At 68.8% G+C, this 15,293-nt stretch carries 13 protein-coding genes and 1 riboswitch; of the genes, 4 read left to right on the plus strand and 9 right to left on the minus strand.

The window, feature by feature from the left end:
* Nucleotides 1–135 precede the first annotated feature (135 nt).
* A complete protein-coding gene (locus tag IM689_RS06790) occupies nt 136–2,400 on the plus strand; it encodes a HelD family protein (RefSeq protein WP_193643411.1) in 2,265 nt (754 codons plus the stop codon).
* 46 nt (nt 2,401–2,446) lie between these two features.
* Nucleotides 2,447–2,779, plus strand: a complete 333-nt coding sequence (locus IM689_RS06795; protein ID WP_047312604.1) for a chorismate mutase — start codon at nt 2,447–2,449, stop codon at nt 2,777–2,779.
* Between the two features lie 155 nt (nt 2,780–2,934).
* Here the strand turns inward: IM689_RS06795 and IM689_RS06800 are convergent, their stop codons facing one another.
* The 3 genes from IM689_RS06800 to IM689_RS06810 all read right to left on the minus strand — a co-directional run bounded on the left by IM689_RS06800 (nt 2,935) and on the right by IM689_RS06810 (nt 6,434).
* The gene (locus tag IM689_RS06800; RefSeq protein ID WP_193643412.1) at nt 2,935–3,747 is read right to left on the minus strand and encodes an acyl-CoA thioesterase; all 813 of its coding nucleotides are present in this window, start codon (nt 3,745–3,747) and stop codon (nt 2,935–2,937) included.
* A 106-nt stretch (nt 3,748–3,853) separates the two neighbouring features.
* Entirely contained in the window at nt 3,854–5,338 is a 1,485-nt protein-coding gene (locus tag IM689_RS06805; RefSeq protein ID WP_319803826.1) for a S8 family peptidase, read from the minus strand.
* 103 nt (nt 5,339–5,441) lie between these two features.
* The gene (locus IM689_RS06810) at nt 5,442–6,434 is read right to left on the minus strand and encodes a thermonuclease family protein (RefSeq protein ID WP_319803827.1); all 993 of its coding nucleotides are present in this window, start codon (nt 6,432–6,434) and stop codon (nt 5,442–5,444) included.
* A 156-nt stretch (nt 6,435–6,590) separates the two neighbouring features.
* Between IM689_RS06810 and IM689_RS15040 the strand changes: the two genes are divergently transcribed.
* Nucleotides 6,591–8,006, plus strand: a complete 1,416-nt coding sequence (locus tag IM689_RS15040; RefSeq protein ID WP_193643413.1) for a polysaccharide deacetylase family protein — start codon at nt 6,591–6,593, stop codon at nt 8,004–8,006.
* A 58-nt stretch (nt 8,007–8,064) separates the two neighbouring features.
* Here IM689_RS15040 and lysS read toward each other — a convergent pair whose 3' ends face one another.
* The 3 genes from lysS to IM689_RS06830 form a co-directional block, all read right to left on the minus strand.
* Nucleotides 8,065–9,867 carry a lysine--tRNA ligase gene (gene lysS / locus IM689_RS06820; RefSeq protein ID WP_319803828.1) on the minus strand — a complete coding sequence of 601 codons (1,803 nt, stop codon included), beginning with the start codon at nt 9,865–9,867 and terminating at the stop codon, nt 8,065–8,067.
* 175 nt (nt 9,868–10,042) lie between these two features.
* Nucleotides 10,043–10,552, minus strand: coding sequence for a DUF402 domain-containing protein (locus IM689_RS06825; RefSeq protein ID WP_193643414.1), 510 nt, complete (start codon nt 10,550–10,552; stop codon nt 10,043–10,045).
* Nucleotides 10,553–10,561: 9 nt separating this feature from the next.
* Nucleotides 10,562–11,236, minus strand: a complete 675-nt coding sequence (locus IM689_RS06830) for a TetR/AcrR family transcriptional regulator (protein WP_227484577.1) — start codon at nt 11,234–11,236, stop codon at nt 10,562–10,564.
* A 24-nt stretch (nt 11,237–11,260) separates the two neighbouring features.
* Here IM689_RS06830 and IM689_RS06835 point away from each other — a divergent pair, with 24 nt between their 5' ends.
* Nucleotides 11,261–11,533, plus strand: coding sequence for a hypothetical protein (locus tag IM689_RS06835; protein ID WP_193643416.1), 273 nt, complete (start codon nt 11,261–11,263; stop codon nt 11,531–11,533).
* Between the two features lie 460 nt (nt 11,534–11,993).
* On the opposite strand, the gene IM689_RS06840 is transcribed toward IM689_RS06835, so the two are convergent.
* From IM689_RS06840 to IM689_RS06850, 3 genes are all read right to left on the minus strand, one after another.
* Nucleotides 11,994–13,277: an adenylosuccinate synthase gene (locus IM689_RS06840; RefSeq protein WP_047312399.1), complete on the minus strand. Its 1,284-nt coding sequence runs from the start codon at nt 13,275–13,277 to the stop codon at nt 11,994–11,996.
* Between the two features lie 154 nt (nt 13,278–13,431).
* The gene (locus IM689_RS06845; RefSeq protein WP_193643417.1) at nt 13,432–14,412 is read right to left on the minus strand and encodes a response regulator transcription factor; all 981 of its coding nucleotides are present in this window, start codon (nt 14,410–14,412) and stop codon (nt 13,432–13,434) included.
* Nucleotides 14,413–14,659: 247 nt separating this feature from the next.
* Nucleotides 14,660–15,061 (minus strand): DUF3151 domain-containing protein, encoded by a 402-nt coding sequence (locus tag IM689_RS06850; RefSeq protein ID WP_118914182.1) that lies wholly within the window; start codon nt 15,059–15,061, stop codon nt 14,660–14,662.
* 90 nt (nt 15,062–15,151) lie between these two features.
* Nucleotides 15,152–15,275, plus strand: a riboswitch (cobalamin riboswitch).
* Nucleotides 15,276–15,293: the final 18 nt, after the last annotated feature.

Below are 15,293 nucleotides of genomic sequence, written 5' to 3' on the forward strand. Positions count from 1 at the left end.
CGCTCGACCCGAGCGGGCCGCACAGGCGCACGTGAGACGGGCGCCGGGCGGGGCGTGATCGCGCACCGAGCGACGACTAAGCTGGAGTGCCACCCTGCGAGGGTGAACGGACCGCACGGCGATGGGAAACACTGCGTGAGCACAGCTCAGGGCACACGTTCGCACGAAGAACTGCCCGACGAGGTGAAGCACGAGATCGCGCACGAACAGGCGCACGTCGATCGCGTGTACTCCGAACTGGCGAAGGCCGGCGAGCGCGTTCAGCTCGTCGAGAGCGAAGGTCTCGCGCGCGGGCGCGCGAGCCGCTCCGGCGACATGCGCGACGAGGAGAAGGCCGGCCTGTTCGAACGCGACGCCCTCATGTTCTCCGCGGGCAAGCGCCGCGCCACTCTCGAGCAGCAGTTCGAGGGACTCGTCTTCGGACGCCTCGACATGGACCACGCGATGAGCTCCGACGGTTCCGGCTCGGTCTCCACCGGCTCCGGCGACGACCTCGAGGTGCGCTACATCGGCCGCCTCGGCGTGCGTGACGACGAGTACGAGCCCCTCGTCATCGACTGGCGCGCCCCAGCGGCGTCGCCCTTCTACCGCGCGACGCCAGTGGCGCCCGAGAACGTCGTGCGCCGCCGCGTGCTGCGCTGCCGCGACGCGAACGTGCTCGGTGTCGAGGACGACCTCATGGTCGTCGAGGCGCCCGAGGGCATGACGGTCGTCGGCGACGGCGCGCTCATGGCGGCGCTCACCCGTTCGCGCGGCGCGCAGATGCGCGACATCGTCGCCACGATCCAGCGTCACCAGGACGAGGCCATCCGGGCCGACGCGCGCGGCGTCACCCTCATCACGGGAGGCCCGGGTACGGGCAAGACCGTCGTCGCGCTGCACCGCGCGGCGTACCTGCTCTACTCCGATCGCCGCCGCTTCGAGTCGGGCGGCATCCTCGTCGTCGGCCCGTCGTCCGCGTACACCGCCTACATCGAGCGCGTGCTGCCCTCACTCGGTGAGGACTCCGTCGCTCTCCGAGCCCTCGGCGACGTCGTGGGCGGCATGACGGCAACGCGCCTCGACACCCCGGAGGCCGCCCGCATCAAGGGCACGCTCAGCATCCGCACGGTGCTCTCGCGCGCGGCGAAGGACGTGGCGCCCGACGCACCGGGGAGCCTGCGCGCGATGGTCGCGGGCCTCGCCGTCAACCTCGACGAGTCGACGTTGCGTCGCATCCGCGGCCGCCTGCTCTCTCACCATCAGCACAACAAGCTCGCGGGCGACCCGAGCGATGTTGTCAGCGAACTCGCTTCTGCCGCATGGAATCAGGTGCGCACGCACACGAACATGGAGCGAACCGAGTTCATCGATCGGTTCGAGGACAGCCGTGACGTCGAGGCGTTCGTCGCCGACTGGTGGCGTCCGATCGACCCGCGTCAGGTGCTCCTGTGGCTCACCGATGCAGGCCGCCTGGCGCGCTTCGCCCGCGGCGTCCTCACCGACGCCGAACAGGCCGAGCTCGTCCGCTCGTTCGAGGCCGCCCTCGCCACCGGTGAGTGGTCCGTGGCCGACGTCGCCCTCGTCGACGACCTGCTCGCGCGCCTCGCCGAGGTGCCGGAGGCCCAGCGTGAGGAACGCGGCTTCTACGAGATCGAGGAGTTCGAGAGCCTCTCGGACTACGGCGTCACCGAGGTCGAGGTGACCGGTTCGCGCCGCCAGAGCCACGACGTCGGCTACGAGGTGACGCCGAAGGATGCCCGTGAGCGCCTGCTCGCCGGACGCCTGACGCGCGCGGACGAGTACAGCCACGTGCTCGTCGACGAGGCGCAGGACCTCTCCCCCATGCAGTGGCGGGCCGTCGGCCGCCGCGGGCGCTACGCGTCGTGGACCGTTGTGGGCGACCTCGCGCAGGCGTCGTGGCCGGACCTCGAAGAGGCCACTGCGGCGCGCGACGAAGCGTTCGGCTCCAAGAAGCGTCAGAGCTTCCACATGACAACGAACTACCGCAACGCGCGCGAGATCTTCGACTTCGCCGCCGAGCTCATCCGCCGCTACGTGCCGGACGCCGACATCCCGCAGGCCGTTCGCGAGACCGGCAATCACCCGACGTCGGTCACGGTGTCCCCGAACGACGTTCTCGCCCAGGCCCGCTCGGAGGTCGCCACGCTGCTCGAGCAGGTCGACGGCAGTGTCGCCGTCATCGCTCCTGCGAAGTGGCGTGAGGTTCTCGAGGAACTCGACGGACGTTCGGGACGCGTCGTCGTCATCGACCCGATGTCGACGAAGGGCCTGGAGTACGACGCGACGCTCGTTGTCGACCCCGATGAGATCACCGCGGAATCGCCTGGCGGCGCCCGGGTTCTCTATGTTGTGCTGACTCGTGCCGCGCATCGCATGACGGTGCTCGACGTCCGCTGACCCAGATGCGAAGGGCCCTGCCATGACGACCACCCCCGAGCCCGCCATGCCGCCGAGCGACGGCGGGCGTTCGCCACACAGTTCTGTGGCCGGCACGTCGGACGAGGTGCTGGGCGCTTACCGGCGCAGCATCGACAACATCGACGCGGCGATCATCCACATGCTCGCCGAGCGCTTCCGCATCACGCAGGCCGTGGGTGAGTACAAGGCGACGCACGAGCTGCCGCCGGCAGACCCGTCGCGCGAGGAGCGTCAGGTCGCGCGGCTGCGCGCGCTGGCGACCGAGTCGGGCCTCGACCCGGAGTTCTCGGAGAAGTTCCTGCGCTTCGTGATCGACGAGGTCATCCACCACCACGTGCGCGCCGCCGAGCGTGGCTGACTCGTAGGACCGCAGCGCAGCGAGGATCCTGCGAGTCAGCCACGCGACAAAGGCGCGCCAAAAACACCATGCCGCCGAGCGCACATGGATCGTAGGACCGCAGCGAAGCGAGAATCCTGCGAGTCAGCCACGCGACAAGGCCGCGCAGACTGGACTCAGCCGAAGACGGCCACCGTCTGGCGGCTGACGACGACGGGCTCGCCGCTCGCCGTGTAGACCCGGGCGGCCGTGTGGCCGTAGCCGTCGTGAGCGGCATCGGTGGTGACTTCGTACCACCAGCGGTCGGCGCCGGTTCCGGTGACGGGCGCGACGAAGTCCATCGTCCACGTCATCGTCGACATCGGGACGACCTTGGTCAGCATCTGTCCTGCTGCGGGCGGCCAGCAGTCGACGAGTGCCACGAGGTGGGCGAGCCCGAAGTCGTCGGTGGGTTCGCGGAAGCACATGTAGCCGTGCATGTCGCCGTCGGCGCCGCCGCTGAACGGTCCGTGGCCCTTGGCCAGGCGCATGTCGAGGCGCGCGATGAACTCGGGCGTGACGCCCTCGATGTACGGGATCGGCGTGAGCGAGTCGTGCTCGGGAAGGTCCTTGCCGAGCGGTGACGCCGCGAGGGAGAGCGACGACGGGCGCGCCGCACCGATCGTCACGAGCGCGACGGCCCGCACCGACTCGACGCCCGAGGCGTCGGCCTGCGTCACACGGGCCTCCACCTGCGTCGCGGACTTGCCCTGACGCAGCACCTCGGCCGTGACGCGCGCGTCACCGGCTTCGACGGGACCGGCGAAGTTGATCGTCATGGCCCGCACGTCCTGCTCCGGCAGGCCCACAGCAGCGAGAACGCGGCTGAGCATCGCGCCCGCGACGACGCCACCGAACGTGGCGCGGCCCTGTCCCCAACCGGGCGGAACGACGACGCTCTCACCGTCGCGGGCCGCTGCGAAGAGGACGTCGAGGGGGTGTTCGCTCATGGACGCGATGCTAGTGGCGGACGCCGACGCCGAACACCCGCCGTTCATCGCTCGGCCCGCCCCCGCAATACGCGAGGTCGGGCCGATGCGAACGAACAGGAGGACGTCAGCCACCAACCGCCTTGAACGCGTCGACGAGCCCAGCGCCGTAGTAACCACTGCCCTGCTTCTTGCCCTCGCACGTCGCGTCGTTCACGCCGTCACGGTCCTGGTCGTAGAACTCGGGGCACGCAAGAGGGTTCGCCTGGCGCTTCAGGGTGGAGATCGTCTGCTTGGCGTTGAGGCCTGTTTGCGTGCCGCGCAGCAGCGCCACGACGCCCGCCGCATGCGGCGAAGCCATGGAGGTGCCCTGCTTGTAGCCCCAGCCACCGCCGACAACGGTGGACAGGATGCGCCCGTTCTTGCTCGGAGTGTCAGCGGGAACGCGGCTGTCACCACCCGGTGCGGCCACGTCGACGACACCGCGACCGTAGTTGGAGAAGTAGGACTTCACAGCCGTGGGGCCGACCGAGGACACCGCAACGGTGTTGCCGGCCTCGGCGGGGATGTCGTAGCAGCGGTGGTCCGTTTCACGCGGCTGCGGGTCATCGGAGTTGTTCGGGCTGCCGGTGTCGGTGATGGGTTTCGACAGATCCCAGCCCGAATTGCCTGCTGCGGCGACGTTGACGACGTCCTTCTTCTCGCTGTACTTGAGTGCACGATTCACGGCCTCGATGACGGGTCGCTGCTCGGGGTCCGCCTTGCACCACAGGAAGTACGGGTCGATGAAGTACGAATTGTTCGTCACCTCCATGCCCTTGTCAGCCGCCCAGACGAAGCCGCAGATCGCGTACTCGGGGTAGATGTACCCGTCGTCGTCGACGACCTTGACCGCTGCCAGCTTGACGTTCGGCGCGACGCCGACGATACCCGTGCCGTTGCGGGCACCCGCGATGGTGCCGGCGACGTGTGTTCCGTGGTCGGATGTCGTGGGCTGCCAGGCCTTCGGGTTGGTGTTCGGCACCCCTCGGTCGTTGCAACTCACGGATTGAGAGGGATCGACGTTGGCCGCGAGATCGCTGTGATCGGCTTCGATTCCGCTGTCGAGGACGCCGACGGTGATCGCCCGGTTGCCGTCGGTCTTGCGGTGGGCCTTGTCGGCGCCGATCTGACGCATGTCCCACTGGTCCGCGTTGAGGGCTTCCTTCGTGTCGTCGCCACCGGAGGTTCCGGGGCCCAGTCCCGTCACTTCGCCGTCAGGGACAACGTTGCCCGCTCCCGCGAGGGCGCTCATGGCGCGCGTTGGACCAGCTGCGACGACGCCCGGACGTTTGCGCGCCTTGTCGTCGAAGGCGCCGTCGGAGGCCTGAGCGATGACGACGCCGATCTGCGGCCATTCCTGAACGACAGTGCCGCCCGCCGCCTTCACTGCAGCGGTTGCCTTGTCGGTGCCCTTTCCCGCCTGAAGCACGACGAAGGACGTCGGCGAAGGGAGGGGTTCGGAGGGCACGGGCGGCGCAGCCTGAGCCGGTGCCGACAACACCGCGAAGCTTGCCGCGGCTCCGGTAGCCGCGCACGTGGCGACGGCCTTACGCATGAAGGTGTGGTTCACGAAGATCCTCCTGATTCGGGCCGCCCGGTTGCGACCGCTGTGAACTGTGCCACACCACAAGGGAATTGGTTCAGTTACTCGCCAGGAACTTTTCAGGAAGCGCTCAGGCGCGGGCCATGCGCCACCCCGCCGCGAGAGCTTCGCTTTCGGAACAGAACCAGCGCTCGCCCTTGCCCGTCGAGATCTTGGTGCGCTCGTACGCCGAGTCGCCCGGGCGATGAGCGATCTTCTCGCCGTCGGAGTTGATGTTGCCCTTGATCGCGCAGGCGCCCGGCTCACTCGTCGAGGCTGACGGGGCGGCCGATGGTTTCACCGCAGGCGCGGAGGCGGTAGGTGCCGGCTGCGCAGGCGCCGTGGTGGCGAGCCCCTCGTGGAACCCGTTGCACGGCGGCCCCCACGTGCCACGCTTCGCCGTCTTCGCCCGGTTCATCGCCGCCAGGTATTCGAGCCGGTGCGCGTACGGCCCGTCGTAGGTGTACTCCTTGCCGAACCCGCCCTCGATCTGCGCGAGCGCGACGTTGGTCGAACCGCCGACGAAGACGTGGCGCAACAGGCGCCCGTACCGATCGCGCTCCCCCTGGCTCGGGTCGGCCTCGAGCTGAACCTGCTTGCTCTGCACGAGCGACTGCATGTTGCTGCTCGCCTCCTTGCCGAAGCACTGCACCGGCGTGTTCGGCTTACGCGTCTCCGGGGTGTCGAGCCCGATGATGCGGATGCTCTCCTTCACCCCGTTGATGCGCACCTTGATGGTGTCCCCGTCCGAGATACCCATGACGTCGTACAGCGGCCCCGCGCCTGTGCCCGCACCGATGCCGCGGCGGTCGCCGTCCGCCCCTTCGGCCGCTGACGTGCTGCTCGGGTCGCTCGACGCGTCGCTGGAGTTGCCGGACTCGTGGGCGTCATCCGACGTGGTCGGTGTGGACGACGGAGCATCGCTCGTCGACGACGTCTCGGCGGTAGGCGTCTCAGTGCTGCTCGTGGTCGAGGCATCCGACGGTGATGGCGAAGAGTCGAGCGAGCCACACCCCGTCACGCCCAGCACGGCCGCCGAGAGAAACAACGAGCAGGTGGCAATGCGGGAGCGAGAACGAAGCACGCCCCGAACTCTAGGAGACGCCACCGACAACGTCGGGCCGTTTGCAGGAGAAACGAACCCCTCGGTCCGCAGGGTGCCCGATCGGGCGTGGCCGGTCTCGGGCGACACTCCCTTCCCGTCCAGCCGCCACCGAGGTGACGGTGGAATGATTGCGCCGTGAGAACGTCTCGTCGCTTCGCTGCCCTCGCCCTCGTGGTTGCCACTGCTGTTGCGGGGTGCACGACGGACGACCCGTCCGGCTCGTCGTCGGGCTCGAAGGGCGCCTCGGCGAAGCCGAGCGTCAGCGTCTCCTCGTCGGCGCCCAAGGTGTCGCCGGTGAAGCTCGAACTCGACGCCTCCGACGTTCGTGCCGAGAGCTCGTGGAACGCCCCCCGCTACTCGGCACAGTGGCCCGCGCTCCCGGGATCGGAGAAGCTCTCCGAAGCGCTCGAGCGCCAGATCCAGAGCTGGCGTCGCGATTACGTCGGCACGTACTCGGGGCCGCGTTCCGGCATGACGGTCGTGTGGGAGCCCGTCGTCAACGCCTCGGGGCTGTACGGCATCCGGCTCCGACACACCGTCACGGCAGCCGATTCTGCGGCCACCTCGACGACGCTGTACGGCGACGGTGACTCCACCTTCACCTCGCTCCAGCTCATCGACGACTCGCAACGCGCCGCCCTCATCAAGGAAATCGAACGTCAGGCCGTGCAGGTCAACGGCGGCGGCGAGCCGTTCGAAGGTGCCACACCCGAGGAAGTCTTCACCGACGTCAGCTTCACCCCCGACGGCACCCTCGTCGCCGCCGTCGCCGAGGGAACGATCGGGCCCATGTCGGCCGGGCAGCACTACGCCACGGTGAAGAACCCGGAGCGCTACCTCTCCGACGACGGGCGCCGCGTGCGCGAGGCCGCGATGAAGAGCCCGGCGTCGAGTACGTCACCGGCGCCGTCGACGTCCACCACCAAGCCGGAGAACGCCGGCAAGAAGACCGACTGCACCAAGGCCAAGTGCATCGCGCTGACCTTCGACGACGGCCCGGGCCCGTACACGAACTCGATCCTCGACACCCTCGAGAAGAAGAAAGCGCGCGCCACCTTCTTCACCCTCGGCCCGGCCGTCCAGGCCGCGCCCGCCACCGTGCGGCGCATGGTGAAGCTCGGCATGGGAGTCGGCAACCACAGTTGGTCGCACCCGCAGTTCACCACCCTCACCGACGCCCAGGTGACGAGCGAGATCACCCGCACCACCGACGTTCTCAAGAAGATCACGGGCAGTGACCCGGTCGCCGTCCGCCCGCCCTACGGCGCCTACACCGAGGCGACGCCGCACGCCGGCGCCCCCTTCGTCCTGTGGGACATCGACACCGAGGACTGGAAGAACCGCAACGCCGACACGACGACGAAGCGCGTCGTCGACGGCGCGCACCCGGGCGCCATCGTCCTCATGCACGACATTCACCCGTCGACGGCGAAGGCCGTGCCCGGCATCGTCGACGAGCTGCAGAAGCAGGGTTACACCCTCGTCACGATCGACGAGCTGATCCCGTCGATGACGAAGGACGGCGTTTACTCGAGCGCGCCGACGAAGTAGGCACGACATGACGAAGCCCGCTCACCTCGTGAGGTGAGCGGGCTTCGTCACGGCTCGATCAGGGCGTGACGAGTTCGCGCAGACGCTGCGGGCCGACGGCCAGCAGGAGCGTGGGAAGGCGCGGACCCGTGTCCTTGCCGATGAGCAGGTTGTAGAGCAGCTTGAAGAACTCCCTCTGGCTCGCACCGAGCTCGGCGGCCGTCTCGGGGTCGGCCTTGCGGTCGGGGCGGAAGTTCGCGTCCTTGCCCGCCTGCACCTTCGGCACGCCGTAGACCTGCGTGGTGAGTCCGTCGAGCGTCCACGCGTCCTCGATGCGGCCGAGGCCCTCGGCGCCGTCGACGTCCTTGCCGTCGAGCAGGATCCGAAGCTGTTCGCGCTGCGAGTCGGTGGCCGCGGCAATGCCTGCCTCGTCCTTCGTCTTACGCACGACAGTGCGCTCGTCGTCGGGCATGTACCGCTCGACCCAGCGCTCCACACAGCTCAGGCGCGGACGCAGGACGTCGAGGCTCGACGGCGCGTTCGCCGGGTCGAGGTTGCCGACGATGCGAAGCGTCTGCTCCTCATCGCCCGTCGTGATGTCGTTGATGCTCGCGAGGGTGCGGTAGGCCACCGGGTGCGGCGTGGAGGGCAGCTCGCCCTCGGCCGTCGTCGAGGCGCGGACGAGCGCAGCCACGTCACCGGGCTGGCCCTTCTCGGAGCCCACCTTGGCCACGAGCGCGTCCCACTCGTCGTACATGCGCTGCACGTCGGAGTCGAACGCGACGGTGAAGCTCTGGTTGGGCTTCTTGCGCGCGTACAGCCAGCGCAGCAGCGCGGGCTCCATGATCGTCAGGGCGTCGGTGGGAATCGGCACGCCACCCTTGGACGAGCTCATCTTCGCCATGCCCTTGATGCCCACAAAGGCGTACATCGGGCCGAGGGGACGCTCCCACCCGAAGATGGGTGCCACGTCCTTGCCGACGACGAAGGAGCTGCCGGGGCTCTGGTGGTCGACGCCGGAGGGCTCGAAGACGACGCCTTCGTACTTCCAGCGCATCGGCCAGTCGATCTTCCACACGAGCTTGCCGTTGTGGTGCTCGCGCAGAACGACCGTCTCCTCGTGGCCGCAGCGGCACGTGTAGGTGAGGTCGGTGGTCTCGTCGTCGTAGGCGGTGACGGTGGTGAAGTCGGTGCCGCACTTCGAGCAGTAGGGCTTGTACGGGTAGTAGCCGCTCGAGCTGCCGCCGTCGTCCTCACCGGCCGCACCGGAACCTTCTTCGGCCTCGGCCGCCGCGGCCTGCTCCTCCTCCGACAGGACGGGCGCCTTCTTGCCACCCTTGACGGGCTTCGCAGCGGCGTCGTCCTTGGGAAGCGTGCGGTAGCGGGCGAGGATGGCGTCGAGTTCGTCGCGCTTGCTCATCGCGAAGAGGATCTCGTCGGTGTAGGCACCGGACGTGTACTGCTCGGTCTGGCTGATGCCGCGGTAGACGACACCGAGGGCGTCGAGGCCGGCCTCGAACTCGGTGCGGAAGTGCTCGGCCCAGCTCGACGCGCTGGAACCCTTCGGCGCCGGCACGCGCGTGAGCGGCATGCCGATGTACTGCTGCCAGGAGTCGTCGACGTTCGGGACGTTGGGCACCTTGCGGTAGCGGTCGAAGTCGTCCCAGCTGATGATGTGCTCGCACTCGACGCCGCGGCGGCGGATCTCGTCGACGACGAGGTGCGGGGTCATGACCTCGCGCAGATTGCCGAGGTGCACCGGGCCAGAGGGGCTGATGCCGGAGGCGACGACGACCTTCGTGCCGCGGCGTTCGGCCTCGGCGATCGTCTCGTCGGCAAGTCGGGAAACCCAGTCGGCGTCGGGCGGCAGCACAGTAGTCACCCGGCCAGTTTAGAGGGCGGCGACGCGGTGGCTCGACCGGGTTTCGGCGCGTTTGGCGACGGAGGGGTCACCTCATGCCGTTGGGCGGAGTTTGCTGCGATTGGGCCGAGGCAGTGACTACCCAACCGCAGGGAAGCCTGCCCAGCGCCGAGGGCGTCGAGCGGGCGTGCTCGGCTCAGATCTTGGCGAGCCAGGCTCGGTGGGAGCCGTCGAAGGGCGCTTCACCGTTCTCGATCATCGAGCGGACGGCGTCGGCCGCTTCGCGAGCAGCCGTGACGAGCCGTGCCGGGTAGGCGAAGTCGTGCGCGTGCGCCTCGAACTCGTCCTCGTCGTCGATCTCGACGACGCCCGTCGTCCGCTTGATGACGTCGAGGTCGAGGTCGAGCGTGAAGGCTTCGCCCTGGTTGACGGTGGTCGGCGTCGTGATGTCGACGTAGACCTCGATCGTGCGGCTGCGCCCGGCGGGTTCGGCGTTGAACGTGGCGACCCACCACTGCTCGTCGGGAATGAGCACGACGTGGTGGCACGGCACCTTCTGGCTCGTGCCGGGCTTGCTCACCTCGGTGCCCTTGCGTCCGCCGAGCCACAGGCCGTTGGCGTCCTGGCCGAGGATCTCCAGTTCACTGCCCCAGTGCTCGTCGCCGTTGTACTTGCCGAATTGAAGTCGTGTTTTCTCGCGCGCCACGTCGTCAGCCTACCGAGAGGGGTGGTTCGGAGCGCCCGATGCGAACTTCGGCGCGATGATGGACCGGACGGCACGTGAGGGCAGCCGGGAGAACCGCGCGAGGGTTCGGTCGAGTTCGCGCAGTGTGGCGAACGAGTTCGACAGCACGCCCGGTTGGGCGCCGTCGACGAGCACTGCGCCGAGCATTGCCGACAGGGCCGCCTCGACGACGCTCGCGGGCGAGACGAGCCCCTCGACGGGACTGTCGACCATCGCTCGTTCGACCGCCTCACCGACGACCGTGCGCCACTCGCCGAGCAACTCTCGCGCCAGCTTCGCCAACGCCTCGTCCTGCCCCGCAGCGGCGAGGAGCTGAGCCATGCGCGCGGCGCCGCCGTCAGCGCGGTCGGTGCCGAGTTCGGCCTCCACCGCGTCGAGCACCTCGCCGAGCCCGTGGGCCGAGGCGAGGGCCTCGCGGTACCGCTCAAGCGCCTCGTCGACGGACTCGCGGTAGGCGGCCGCGACGAGGTCGCCCAGGGTGCCAAAGTGGTAGAAGATCAGCGCCTGGTTGACGCCTGCCTCGGCCGCCACGGATCGCGCCGTGACGGACGCGAGTCCGCGCCGTCCGACGATCGTGACGACGGCCGCACGGAGACGACGCTGGGTGAGTGCGGCTGCTTCATTAGCAATTGAGCAACCGCTCAAATTTGCGGAGAAGGGCGGAACGCCATGTCACAGCACGTCACCTCGGGTACGACGCGGCCGACGCACCCCTCACCCGGCTTCTCGCGGAACGACGCTCGACTCGTGGCGATCCTGAGCGGAGGACTCGGCGCTCTCGGCGCAGTGGTCGGGCTCGCCGTCGGGCTCAGGACATATACGCCGACGGCGTGGTTTGCGGCGCTCGAGGTCGGTGCGCCCGCTGCCTGGCTCGGGTTGATGCTCGGACTCACCGTCGTCGGAGTGCGCCGCCTGGCCGCCCGGCGCCGTCGCGCTCACTGATCACGGACCCGAAATCGTCCCTTCTTTTGCGCGACCGGATGCCCCGCCCACCACAAGCGCAGAAATCTTCCCCACGTGTGCGCAAGCAAGCGCCTTGCACACCACGAGGGAAGAGACCTTCCCTTCTTTCGCGCAAGCAGACGTCTTGGACACAAGAAGGGAAGAAAACATCCCAATTCGGACCGACCCGACCCGACGCGACGCAGGCCATGTCCCGAAGACGCGGACGAGGTCACGTCCGAGCAGCAACGAAAGCCGATACCCTCCCCCAGAACGGCACCACGCGGGAAGCGGACGCCGTGAGGTCGAGCGCGGCGCGAAGCAGCGGCTGAGCTTGCGAAGCCGGTGCGAGCCCCGCGCCCGACCTCACGGCCCGAAGCCCTGTCGCACCGAGCGAAGGCCCCCGAATTGCGAGCTTGCTCGCAGTTCGGGGGCCTTCGCCGGAAGACGGGGCGAGGGATTACACCAGCTCGTGGCGTTGAATGATCTCGTCGCGGCCAGGGCCGACGCCGATGGCGGAGATGCGTGCGCCGATCTGCTCCTCGACGAAGAGGATGTACTTCTGCGCGTTTTCCGGCAGGTCCTCGAAGGTGCGGCAGCCGGTGATGTCCTGCTTCCAGCCGGGGAGCATTTCGTAGACGGGCTTCGCGTGGTGGAAGTCGGTCTGGTTCTCGGGCATCTCGTCGAAGCGCTTGCCGTCGACCTCGTAGGCGACGCAGACGGGGATCTCGTCGAAGGTGTCGAGGTTGTCGAGCTTCGTCACGACGAAGTCGGTGACGCCGTTGACGCGTGCGGCGTAGCGGCCGATGACGACGTCGAGCCAGCCGACGCGGCGCGGGCGGCCGGTCGTCGTGCCGAACTCGTGGCCGATCTCGCGGAGGGTGTCACCGACCTCGTCGTGCAGTTCGGTCGGGAACGGCCCCTCGCCGACGCGCGTGGTGAACGCCTTGAGGATGGCGATGACGCGGTCGATGCGCGTGGGCGGGATGCCGGCGCCGGTGCAGGCGCCCGCGGAGATGGCGTTGGACGACGTCACGTACGGGTAGGTGCCGTGGTCGACGTCGAGCAGCGTGGCCTGGCCGGCCTCGCAGAGGACGACCTCGTCGGCGTCGAGTGCCTTGCCGAGGAGCAGGGACGTGTCGGCCACCATGGGGCGCAGGCGCTCGGCGTACTGCAGCAGGTCCTCGACGACCTCGTCGACCTCGATGGCGCGGCGGTTGTACGTCTTGACGAGCAGCTGGTTCTTCAGTTCGAGCGCCGCTTCGACCTTCTGGCGCAGGATCGACTCGTCGAAGATGTCCTGCACGCGGATGCCGATGCGGTTCATCTTGTCGGCGTACGTGGGGCCGATGCCGCGGCCGGTGGTGCCGATCTTGCGCTGGCCGAGGAAACGCTCGGACACCTGGTCGATGACCTTGTTGTAACGCGGGATGAGGTGCGCGTTGGAGGACACGACGAGCTTGGACGTGTCGACGCCGCGGGCCTCGAGAGCGTCGAGCTCCTCGAAGAGGACGCCGAGGTCGACGACAACGCCGTTGGCGATGACGGGCGTGACGCCCGGCGTCAGGATGCCCGAGGGCAACAGGTGCAGGGCGTACTTCTCGCCGCCCACGACGACGGTGTGGCCGGCGTTGTTACCGCCGTTGAACTTCACGACGTAGTCGATGCGACTTCCGAGGAGGTCGGTGGCCTTGCCCTTGCCTTCGTCGCCCCACTGGGCACCGACGAGCACGATTGCCGGCATGCGGATCAACTGCCTTTGGTTGCTGCTGGGCCGACGCCCTCGGGCGCGACGCGTGCCGTGCGGCACACCCGCGCGGGGCGTCGACTCTTACCGCCCAAGGGTACCCGCTCGCCTCGTCGGGGCCGTGATGACGCTCACTGCGGCATCGGGACGTTCAGGCTCCGGAGCCTCGTCGCTGACCTGAGCCGACGATTCCGCGCTCGGTCAGTTCGACCGCCAGCTGGAAGCGTGTCTCGACGTCGCACTCGTCCATGAGCGCGGCGATCCGACGGCGGACGGTGCGCAGACTGACGCCGAGCACGCGGGCGATGGCCTCGTCCTTGAGGCCGGCCTGCATGAGCTCGACGAGACGCTCCGATGTCGTGTCGACGCCGTCGTCGACGGTGGTCGAGGCTGCCCAGAGGCGGTCGAACAGTTCGACGAAGGCCCGCACGACGACGGGATCCCGCAGCACGGCGTATCGGCCCTCGTCACCGCCCCACTCGGTGTTGGCGAGCACCAGATCGGTGCCGTAACAGACGAATTCGTTCGGGATGTGGTTGGCGAGGCGCTGACTCTCCCCCATGGCTGCCCACTGGGCCACCTCGAGGGTGCGGCTGCTCGCGGCGTCGAACTCGTGCAGTCCGTAGAGCCCGCGCCCCTCCTCGACGAGGCGACACAGGACGGGCTGCTCGTCGGGCGTGAAGGCGACGGCGTCGGTGTGCGTCATGCGGATCGGGCCGGACGTCGAGGCGGCCAAGTGCTCCATGACATCGGCGAGGCCGGAGGCGTCGATGTACTCGCGGGCGGGCTCGTCGGACAACGAGTGCTCCTGCCCGGCACGGTGGTCGCCGGCGAATCCGTCGATGGCGTCACGCAGCCGGGCGAGGTCTCGGCGGCGTTCCGCGAGGCGCGCCTCCTCGGCCGAGAGGATGCGCTCGAGGCCGGCGCGCGGGTGGTCGGCCTGGACGAGCCCTTCCTCGTTGATCCGGACGAGCCGCATGGCGCGCAGCGCCTCTGTGGCGTCGTCGATCTCGGCGGTGGACCGGTTGAGGCGCGCGGCATACACGGACGCGGGACGCGCCTGATCGCGCAGCACCTGGCGGTAGAGCTGTTCGGCAAGGTCGTCGAGGCCGAGGACGGCGAGGCGGTTCACGCGTCCACATTAGGACAGACGAGGGGGACATGACCCCTCCCGGCCATGTCCCCCTCGTCCCTTCCACCGTGGACGGTGGCAGACGATGCGCACGCTGTTCCCTCGTTCGCTCGTCCCCCGGAGACGAACGCTCCCTGAACGCGCCATCGCACACCTCTGACGCGGACGCGCGGTGTTCGGTTCCCTCAATTCGACGACGAATCGAGAACAGCACCAACGCGCGTCGCGCCAGGGCCCGGTCAGCTGGTCAGAGGCCGAGCTCGCGAGCGCCCGTGGCCGAGGAGTCGCGCAGGAAGTCGGCGCAGCGGCGCTGTTCGTCGGTTTCGCCGATGGCGCCGGCGGCCTTGCTCAGCGCGCCGAGTGCACGCAGGAAGCCGCGGTTCGGCTCGTGCTCCCACGGCACCGGGCCCTGGCCGCGCCAGCCGGCCTTGCGCAGCGAGTCGAGCCCGCGGTGGTAGCCGGTGCGGGCGTAGGCGTACCCCTCGACGGCCTCGCCGTCGTCGAGCGCGTCCTCGGCGAGCTGGGCCCACACGAGCGAGCTGGCCGGGTACATGCGGGCGACGTCGCGCGGGTGGACGCCGGCGTCGAGCTTCTCGGCGGCCGGGTCGACGTCGAGCTTGGTTTCGGGGATTCCGAGCAGGTTGTCCATGGCGCCATTCAAACATCGAGCGCTGACAACATCGTCCATGGCGGTGACACCGCTCACGTCATCGAAGAAGCCCCCTCCACTCCCCCCACCGCGCAACTCGCCGCTGTTAGGCTCCCGTCGTCGCCTCAAGATCGAGGAACCCGGTGAGAGTCCGGGACGGTCGCGCCACTGTGAGCGGGTTTTCCGCGAGTCAGGAACTCGAGGGCGAAGCATTGTCGGGACGCGTCATCCC

Origin of the sequence: Dermacoccus barathri (assembly GCF_015070805.1) — a bacterium.
Taxonomy (GTDB): Bacteria; Actinomycetota; Actinomycetes; order Actinomycetales; family Dermatophilaceae; genus Dermacoccus; species Dermacoccus abyssi.